Source organism: Deltaproteobacteria bacterium, assembly GCA_009930495.1.
Classification (GTDB): domain Bacteria; phylum Desulfobacterota; class Desulfovibrionia; order Desulfovibrionales; family Desulfomicrobiaceae; genus Desulfomicrobium.
In genome coordinates this window covers 24,931-32,815 of the sequence record RZYB01000011.1, presented here as the reverse complement: position 1 = coordinate 32,815, position 7,885 = coordinate 24,931, and the positions used below count along the sequence as shown (strand labels likewise).

Here is a 7,885-nt window from a genome sequence, read left to right as displayed (position 1 = left end):
GGCATTTGACTGGTGTCGAGGGATGCGTGGTGTTGGGTGGTTTTGCATGGTGAAGGATATTTCGTGAAAAAAATAACAAAATTTTATCTAAATTCCAGAGTGATTTTCTACTAGTCAGTGAAAAATGTGACAAAACGAACAAAGAAAAAAAAAATTGAACAGTCAACCCGGCCTCACCTAGGAACCAGTCACGCCTTCGGCGGTTTTTGTTTTTTTGCTGGACGATCCTCGTACGGCGGGCCTGTCCAGGGTGGAAATGTCTGGATTTTTATGTCACGAATAGTTCATGTTTCTTCGAGTCGCTTCGTCCGGGGGGTATGTGAAGGACATCGATTCGTGATGACCAAGACAGCCCGGTGGGACCCCGGAAGGCTTGGCCGCGCCTCGGTAAGGGGGACACCGCTGCCGCTCGGCGAGAATTCGCCTGGCGGATATTTGTGTGAATTGTCCGCATATTGTGTTCATGTGGAAATTTGATGTCACGTCCGTGACGAACAACGCGAGGAGGAGAGTGGTATGGGCATGACCCGAAAAATTTTTGCTGTGGTGATCGTGGCCGTCATGGCCATGCTTTTGTGTCAGGGGCCGTTGCTGGCCGATAACGCCAGTTCCCCGACTTCCGCCCCGGCCGTGACAGCGGCCGCCGATCAGGCGGCGCCGACCGGCTCCAAGCTGCAACAGGCCATTGCCAAAGCCCCGGTGGGCACGGAAAACGGCCAGATCGATCCGTCCAAGCCGGCCGGTTTCCTGGGCATTCCCGGCGGGCCGCAGGTCAACATCATTCTGGCTTTGATCTGGGCCATCTGGGTAGGCTGGATTTTCTCCACGGTCGGCGCTTTTGGTGGCGTCATGGCCGGCGTGGGTCACATGACCGTTTTTGGTCTTGGTGCCTACGCCAAGGGCTTCAAATCCACCGCCCCCGATCTGAACAAGACGGTCACGGACTCCATCCGGGCCTCGAACCAGTTCCTGGTCGGTTTGTCCGCCCTGATCTCGTCCATCAATTATGGCAAGATGGGGCGCCTCGTGTTCCCCCTGGCCCTGGCCCTGGGCGTTGGCTCCCTGCTGGGCGCGTGGGGTTCCGCCACGTTGACCGCGGGCAAGGTCTCCTTCTCCCAGTATCAGGGGTATTTTGGACTTTTCGTGTTGGCCCTGGGTATGTTCCTGCTTTGGGATACCTCCGCTGCCGGCCAGGCAAAGAAAAGCAAGGCCAAGGAAGCCGCCAAGGCTTTCGAGGCCGCTGTGAAGGCCCAGAAGACCGGCGGAGCCCCGGCGCCGACGGGTGTCAAGATCCTTGGCATGAGCCTGTCCAAGGTGGACTTCACGTTCTGTGGGGTTGAGTTCACCTTCAATCCCGTCCTGCCCGTGGTTGGTGGTGTCGCGATCTCGGCCGTGGCCGCTTTCCTTGGTGTCGGTGGCGGGTTCTTGCTGGTGCCTTTCCTGACCGCCATTTCCCAGCTGCCCATGTACCTGGCGGCCGGCACCTCCGCCCTGGCCGTCTTGATCAGCATGATCACCAGTATCCTGACCCTCATGACCAAGGGAACGCCCATTGACTGGGCTCTGATCGGCACGGAAATGGTTGGTGTCGCCATCGGCTCGATTGTTGGCCCCATGACCTCCAAGTACCTGTCCGACAAGCTGCTGAAGCGCCTGTTCATCATTTTGGCTTTTTATGTCGGTATCGACTACGTGCTGCGGGGTTTCTTCAATATCCGCGTTCTGGATATGCTTTTTGGTTGATTTCTGGATAATTTCGTGTGTGATGAAGGCCCTGGCGCGCAGCCGGGGCCTTTTTTGCTGCATGTGTTCTCGTTGCAGCGTGGCCCTTGGTGTTGACGAGAAACAATTCTCCGTGGTCCAGATGTGGGGGAGGCCTTTTTGCAACCATTTTATCATTCAGGACCAGGAACGGGCGGCTGGTATCGGATCCTGAAATGTGGGGGCGTATCGAAACATGGGAATTCTTCATGACGCGTTGTGGGCTCTTGATCCCCTGATCATTTGGGCTTTTCGTCTCTTTGAACATCCTTGGGCGGGATTTTTTTTCGGACTTTTCATCTTGAATTTGGGCTGTGTCCTCCTGGGCGACATCACATCAATCTTGGCCCGCCGATTGAACCGGAAGGTTTATGGCCGGTACCACGACGAAATGGTCCGGCAGCACAACCTTTCAATCCACGCGCTGAAAAGTTCCAACAAGGAGGCCTACAAAGCCACCAACAAGCAGGCCCATGAAGCCTTCGGCAAGTATTTTTTCAGTCAGGCCGGGGCGTTTACCCTGTCCATTTGGCCTGTCCCCTTTGGGCTGGCCTGGATGGACCTGCGTTTTGGCGGGGTGCCTCTCGAACTTCCGTTTTCCGTGCCCGGTCTTGGGGACAGTGTGTTGTACCCTTTTTTCTTTATCCCCATGTACCTTGCGGTGCGGATCGCCTACGGCCGGCTGATGCGCCTGTTTCCATTTTATCAGCGTATTTTGGCCTGGACAAAACATGGCGGCGAGGAGGCCATGTTGCCTTTCGTGGATTTGCTCAAGCCTTCCTCGGAAAGCGGCGCCGGGGAGGCGGACCCGGCCCGGACTTCGGATATAAACACGAGGCAGTCATGACGCCCCATGGCGGACCATTGGCCGCCAACTGGGCCTGATCGCCTTCGAGGACAGCGCATGAACGATCTTGATCTTTTTTCCCACTGGACGTTTGCGTCCTTTGCGTCCGGGAGCATTCCCCGGAGTAAATACAACGCGTTTCAAAAAATTCACGTTGGCTCCGTGGCGTGTTTCGATCTGCTGTCGCGGATCGAGGATGTGGCCATGTCCAGGCGGGTCGTGGACTGGTGTCAGGTTGACGCCCTGGTTTCCGATCTGGGCGCCAGAATCCGGCAATTGGCCGATCAGCTTCAGATCATGAATCCGGTTCACTTCATGGACGTACACGATTGGGTGGCCAAGGTGGGGTTTTACGCGCGGTTGGCCTCGGCCATGGACGCGATTCCGGCCACGCCGCCGTACTGCGTTCCGGTGCGTCTGCATGCTACCGCCGACAGGCAGGCTTGGCCCGTCCTGGGCCGGGTCCGAACCGACAGCGCGGATCAGGCCGGTTTGTTGCTGACCCCGTCCCTGTTTCAGTATTTCATCGAAGCCAATGATCTGCGTCCTGGCTTGGATGCCGTGCTCCGGTGTATCGATGCCGCCTTCCCGGAGGAGCTCGCGCGCGCCAGCCATGAGCTTCAGGCTTTGGTCCGGGCAGGCGCATTGCCCGACGGCCTTGGCTCGGGATTGGAAATCGCGGCCGAGGATGCTTTCGCTGCCTCGGGGAATATCACGCTTTGGTTTTTCGCGGGGCTGGGTCAGGGGGGGGCATGTCTTGGGTGTCTGGAAAATGTCCGCCCAAAGGACGTGGTCACGGCCTGGATCCAGGGTGTTGCCCTGAAATATGCGCCCGAGGCAATTTTGCGCCGCCTGGATTCCGGGCTGGCCGACGATGAACATCCGCTGACCGTGCTGGCTCTGCCGGACAAAACGGCGTCGGTGGACATCCCGCAGGTGACTCCGCCACGCGCCGGCGCTTTGTCGCGACGGCTGGAATCGATTCTGCCCCACGTGACCCGGCTGCATGTTTTTCAGACGCCCGGCGAACCCTTGCGGGCCGAGCACTGTCGGTCCCTGCACGATCTGGTCTGCCTGTGCCTGGAACGCGGCTTGGCCCAGATTTTTTCCTTCGCGGGCCAGCCAGCCTTGGGCTTGGCCTCGATCAAGCACCTGCGTCTCGAAATTCCGGTGATTTGCAACGTTTTCAATCTGGGCGGCGGGCTTTTTCCCTCGGTCGTGGAAAAAGCTGTGGTCACCATGGAGGATGTCCGTTCGGCTCCGGCCTGGTCTTTCCTGCTCGGGCTGACCAGCTCGCTGGTACGGTGGGGGGGCGTCAGACGCGAGGAGGTCGACGACGAGCCACCCCACTCCAGCAGCTACGCGGTCATGTCCCAGCTTTATCTGTATTGCACGCTTCGTCTGGGCCAAAATTTGTATGTAATCGAATGCGATTGCGACGACGTGGGCGTTTCCGGACACCTGGGTTTTCGTTTCAAGGGTGGAAGCGGCACCTGGGGGCAGCGCTCGCGGCGTCTTGGGATCATGCGGCATGTGCTGCTGGCGGAAGGGTTCGAGGTGATTTTCCGGGGCGACTATCTGGAAGCCCTCCGACGGGATGTGGAGGATGTTTACCTGCAGCGCAATCTGGTCTGTCTTGGCCTGCTGGTGGCCTGGATTCAGAATCTGGGCGTTGGCGATCTGGAGCGCCTGGACTTGGAGCAGGGGGGGCGGCGCTTCAAGGCGTTGGTGACGGATTTTCTGACCACCCCCCTCTGATGAAAAGACCCGGCGTTACATGCGGAAGTGGCAGCCCCGGCTGGTTTTGTTGCGCAGAGCCGCCGTGGTCACGATGTAGGCGGTCTGGCAGCCGTGGAAGAGGTCCACGGACTCCTTGCAGACGCGGATGGATTTATAGAAGGAATGCAGACGCTTGTTGAGATTGCGCAAATCCTCGAAGGCCCGTTCCAGGCGCGACGTGGTGCGCATGATGCCCATGTAGTTCCACATGGTGCTGCGGATGGTGACCCAGTCCTGATTGATCAGGGCTGGGTCTTCCATTTCGGTCTTGCCCGATGTGATCCAGTCCGGGATGGAATCCTGTAATTTTTGGGACAAGCCGCATGCGCCGTCGTCGTAGCGACGGATGATGTCCTCGGCCGCGCTCTGCCCCCAGAGCACGCCTTCCAGTAACGATGTCGAGGCCAGACGATTGGCGCCGTGGACGCCGGTGCAGGCGATTTCGCCGGCTGCGTACAGGCCTTCGATGGTGGTTCGGCCGCGTTTGTCCACCAAGACTCCGCCGCAGGAGTAGTGGGCCGCCGGCACCACCGGGATGGGTTCCTTGGTGATATCTACGCCGATTTCTTTGCATTTGTCATAAATGGTCGGAAAGCGTTTACGGAGGTTTTTGTCCACGAAGTTGGCCGCGTCCAGAAAGACGCAGTCCTCACCGGTCTTGAGCAGTTCGTCGGTGATGGCCCTGGTCACGATGTCGCGTGGGGCCAGTTCCAGGCGTTCGTCATAACGGGCCATGAAGCGTTCGCCCTTGGCATTGAACAAGCGGGCGCCTTCGCCGCGTACCGCCTCGGAAATGAGAAATTTGCGGTCCGCGCGGTGGAACAGGGCCGTGGGGTGGAATTGGATGTATTCCAGGTTCATGACCGTGGCTCCGGCGCGCTGGGCCATGGCCAGGCCGGACCCGATGGAGGCCGAGGAGTTGGTCGTGTGCTGGAATATCTGGCCCAGGCCGCCGGTGCAGAGCACGGTGAAATCGGCCAGGATGGTGTTTGGCTCCCCTGTCTCGCCATTGAACACGTAGACACCCACGCATCGGTTGTCGAGCTGATACCGGGATTCCAGATCCGTGCATTGATGCCGGGTGGCCAGGAGGTCGATGGCCGTGCGGTTGTAAAGAACGGTGATGCCTGGATGTCCGAGCACGGTTTTGACCAGACTGTCCTGGATGGCCCGACCGGTGTAGTCGGCGCAGGTCAGGATACGACGCACGGCGTGGCCGCCTTCCTTGGTCAGGTACCAGTCGCCGTCGCTGGCGCGGTCAAAGGGCACCTGAACCCGCTCGACAAGGATTTTTTCCACGGATTTCGGGCCTTCCTCGGTCAGGTAGCGCACGGCCTCGGTGTAGTTGTAGTCCCAGCCTGCGGTGGTGATGTCCTTGGCCAGCAGTTCCGGGCTGTCCTCGTGTCCTTTGTAAATGATACCGCCCTGGGCCAGGGCCGTGTTGCCGTTGTCCAGGCGGTCGCCCGAGGTCAGCAGGGTGACCTCGTGCCCCTTGTCGGCCAGGCAGATGGCGGCGGTGCAGCCAGCGATGCCGGAGCCGATGATCAGGATTTCGGTTTTGAGACGGGTATGGGGCATGGTGTTTCTCCTGTTATTGGCGGCAGGCGTTGAGCATGCGCTCCAGGGCCAGACGGGCCGGGGCGGCGATGTCCTCGGACACGCGCACGGGCCGGTCCGTGTCCAGGCCGCGCAGGGTTTGGGCAAGCTTGTCTTCGGTGATCTTGCCCATGTTCGAGCACAGGGCCTGGCGCAGGGGGCGGATGATTTTGTCCGGATGACGCTGGGCCAGACGGTTGACCAGATTCCATTCCGTGCCGACGTAAATGACGCTGCCGGCCGGCAGTTCGGCCACTTTTTTGATCAGGTACGACGTGGACCCTGCACCATCGGCCACTTCGACCACGCTTGGATCGCATTCCGGATGCACCAGGATTTGGGCCGTGGGTTCGGCCGCGCGCGCGGCCTCGATCTGCGTGGCGTGAAATTTGGCGTGCACGGCGCACAGTCCCGGCCACAGATAGAGCCGGGTGGTCGGATCTGCCGGCTCCACCAGCCGCCCGCCGTGGGACACGTCCAGAAACGCGGTTTCGGTGATGTGCAGACCCAGGCTCCTGGCCGTGTTCCGGCCCAGGTTGGCGTCGGGCATGAAAAGAACGCCGTCGCCCTCGTCCAGGGCCCAGCGCAGCATGGTCGCGGCGTTGGCCGAAGTGCATACCGAACCGCCGTGCCGTCCGCAGATTGCTTTAACCGCCGCCGAGGAATTGACATAGGTCAGGGGGATGATCCGGGCCCCGGTCCGCTTCAGGCGGGTGATGACGACGTTGGCCAGATCGGCCGGAACCATGTTGGCCATGACGCAGCCCGCGCTTTCGTCCGGGATGTGCACCTTCTGTTCGGGTCTGGCCAGAATGGCTGCGGTCTCGGCCATGAAATGCACGCCGCAGAAGACGATGTGCTCGGCGTCCAGGCCGTCGATCTTGCGGGCCAGTTCCAGGGAATCTCCCAGGATGTCGGCGTGGCGGACAATGGCGTCGGATTCATAATGATGGGCCAGGATGGCCAGACGGCCACCCATGCGTTTTCTGATGTCGGTGATGACCTCTGCCTGGTTCATTGTTCCTCCGGTTGGGTCAGGCGCATGGAAAAGTCCGCGACAACGGCGGAATGGGTGATGGCGCCGGTGGAAATGAAGGTCGGCCCGAGTTCGGCCAGGGCGCGGATGGTGCCAAGGGTCACGTTGCCGCTGATTTCCGTCTCGATGCTGGCCGGAATCAGGGCCAGGGCCTGGGCCGCAAGCGTCGGGGGCATGTTGTCGAGCATGATGCGCTCGGGCTTGAGACCCACGGCCTCGCGGACATGGTCCACGGTGCGGCATTCGATTTCCAGGGGCGGGCAGGGCGCATAGACCCCGCGCAGGGCGGCCACGGCCACGGTGATGGACCCGGCCTGGTCGATATGGTTGTCCTTGAGCATGAGCATTTCTTCCAGATTGGCGCGGTGGTTGTGGCCACCGCCCATGCGCACGGCGTATTTTTCCAGGTAGCGGTGTCCGGGCGTGGTTTTGCGCGTGTCCAGGACGCGCACACCCGTGCCGTCCACGGCTTCGACGAAGCGGCGGGTGGCGTTGGCCACGCCGGACAGACGACAGATAAAATTCATGATGACCCGTTCGGCCTTGAGGAGGGCCGGGGCCGGGCCGACAATGCGGGCCACTTCGCGTCCCCTGGTGACACTCTCGCCGTCCTTGGCCAGCAGCGTGACGGAGCTGGCGTCAAGAACGCCCATGCGCGCGAGCACGATGGCGATGAGCGGCAGGCCGACGACGATGGCGTCGTCCTTGGCCAGGATGGAGGCGTGCAGGATGGACGAGGGAGGAAAAACAGCCTCGGAGGTCAGGTCGGGGCCGTCCTCCTCCAGGGCCAGATCCACGAGACGGTGCAGAAGGGACATGCGCTCGGGCGTGAAGAATGAAGCAAACATGGGAAAGTCCTTACCGGA

6 protein-coding genes are annotated in these 7,885 nt (G+C 60.6%); 3 read left to right on the top strand and 3 right to left on the bottom strand.

All coding sequences use genetic code 11. From position 1 onward, the window contains the following. The first annotated feature begins 567 nt into the window (after positions 1–567). The 3 genes from EOL86_02385 to EOL86_02375 all read left to right on the top strand — a co-directional run bounded on the left by EOL86_02385 (position 568) and on the right by EOL86_02375 (position 4,366). Positions 568–1,743: a sulfite exporter TauE/SafE family protein gene (locus EOL86_02385; GenBank protein NCD24431.1), complete on the top strand. Its 1,176-nt coding sequence runs from the start codon at positions 568–570 to the stop codon at positions 1,741–1,743. A 319-nt stretch (positions 1,744–2,062) separates the two neighbouring features. Beyond that, a complete protein-coding gene (locus tag EOL86_02380; protein ID NCD24430.1) occupies positions 2,063–2,608 on the top strand; it encodes a hypothetical protein in 546 nt (181 codons plus the stop codon). A gap of 57 nt (positions 2,609–2,665) precedes the next feature. Continuing rightward, on the top strand, positions 2,666–4,366 hold the full coding sequence (locus tag EOL86_02375; GenBank protein NCD24429.1) for a hypothetical protein: 1,701 nt from the start codon (positions 2,666–2,668) through the stop codon (positions 4,364–4,366). 15 nt (positions 4,367–4,381) lie between these two features. On the opposite strand, the gene nadB is transcribed toward EOL86_02375, so the two are convergent. Genes nadB through nadC form a run of 3 tightly spaced genes read right to left on the bottom strand, consistent with a single transcriptional unit; the run spans position 4,382 to position 7,867 of the window. Next, a complete protein-coding gene (gene nadB / locus EOL86_02370; GenBank protein ID NCD24428.1) occupies positions 4,382–5,965 on the bottom strand; it encodes an L-aspartate oxidase in 1,584 nt (527 codons plus the stop codon). A gap of 13 nt (positions 5,966–5,978) precedes the next feature. After that, positions 5,979–7,001 carry a quinolinate synthase NadA gene (gene nadA, locus EOL86_02365; protein NCD24427.1) on the bottom strand — a complete coding sequence of 341 codons (1,023 nt, stop codon included), beginning with the start codon at positions 6,999–7,001 and terminating at the stop codon, positions 5,979–5,981. Next, positions 6,998–7,867 (bottom strand): carboxylating nicotinate-nucleotide diphosphorylase, encoded by an 870-nt coding sequence (gene nadC, locus EOL86_02360; GenBank protein ID NCD24426.1) that lies wholly within the window; start codon positions 7,865–7,867, stop codon positions 6,998–7,000. Before nadC ends, nadA begins: the two co-directional genes overlap by 4 nt. Between the last annotated feature and the right edge of the window lie 18 nt (positions 7,868–7,885).

Bases quoted from the DNA above. Each gene is read 5' to 3' on its own strand.
- EOL86_02385 (NCD24431.1), top strand. From the start codon at position 568: ATGCTTTTGTGTCAGGGGCCGTTGCTGGCCGATAACGCCAGTTCCCCG.
- EOL86_02375 (NCD24429.1), top strand. From the start codon at position 2,666: ATGAACGATCTTGATCTTTTTTCCCACTGGACGTTTGCGTCCTTTGCG.
- nadB (NCD24428.1), bottom strand. From the start codon at position 5,965: ATGCCCCATACCCGTCTCAAAACCGAAATCCTGATCATCGGCTCCGGC.
- nadA (NCD24427.1), bottom strand. From the start codon at position 7,001: ATGAACCAGGCAGAGGTCATCACCGACATCAGAAAACGCATGGGTGGC.
- nadC (NCD24426.1), bottom strand. From the start codon at position 7,867: ATGTTTGCTTCATTCTTCACGCCCGAGCGCATGTCCCTTCTGCACCGT.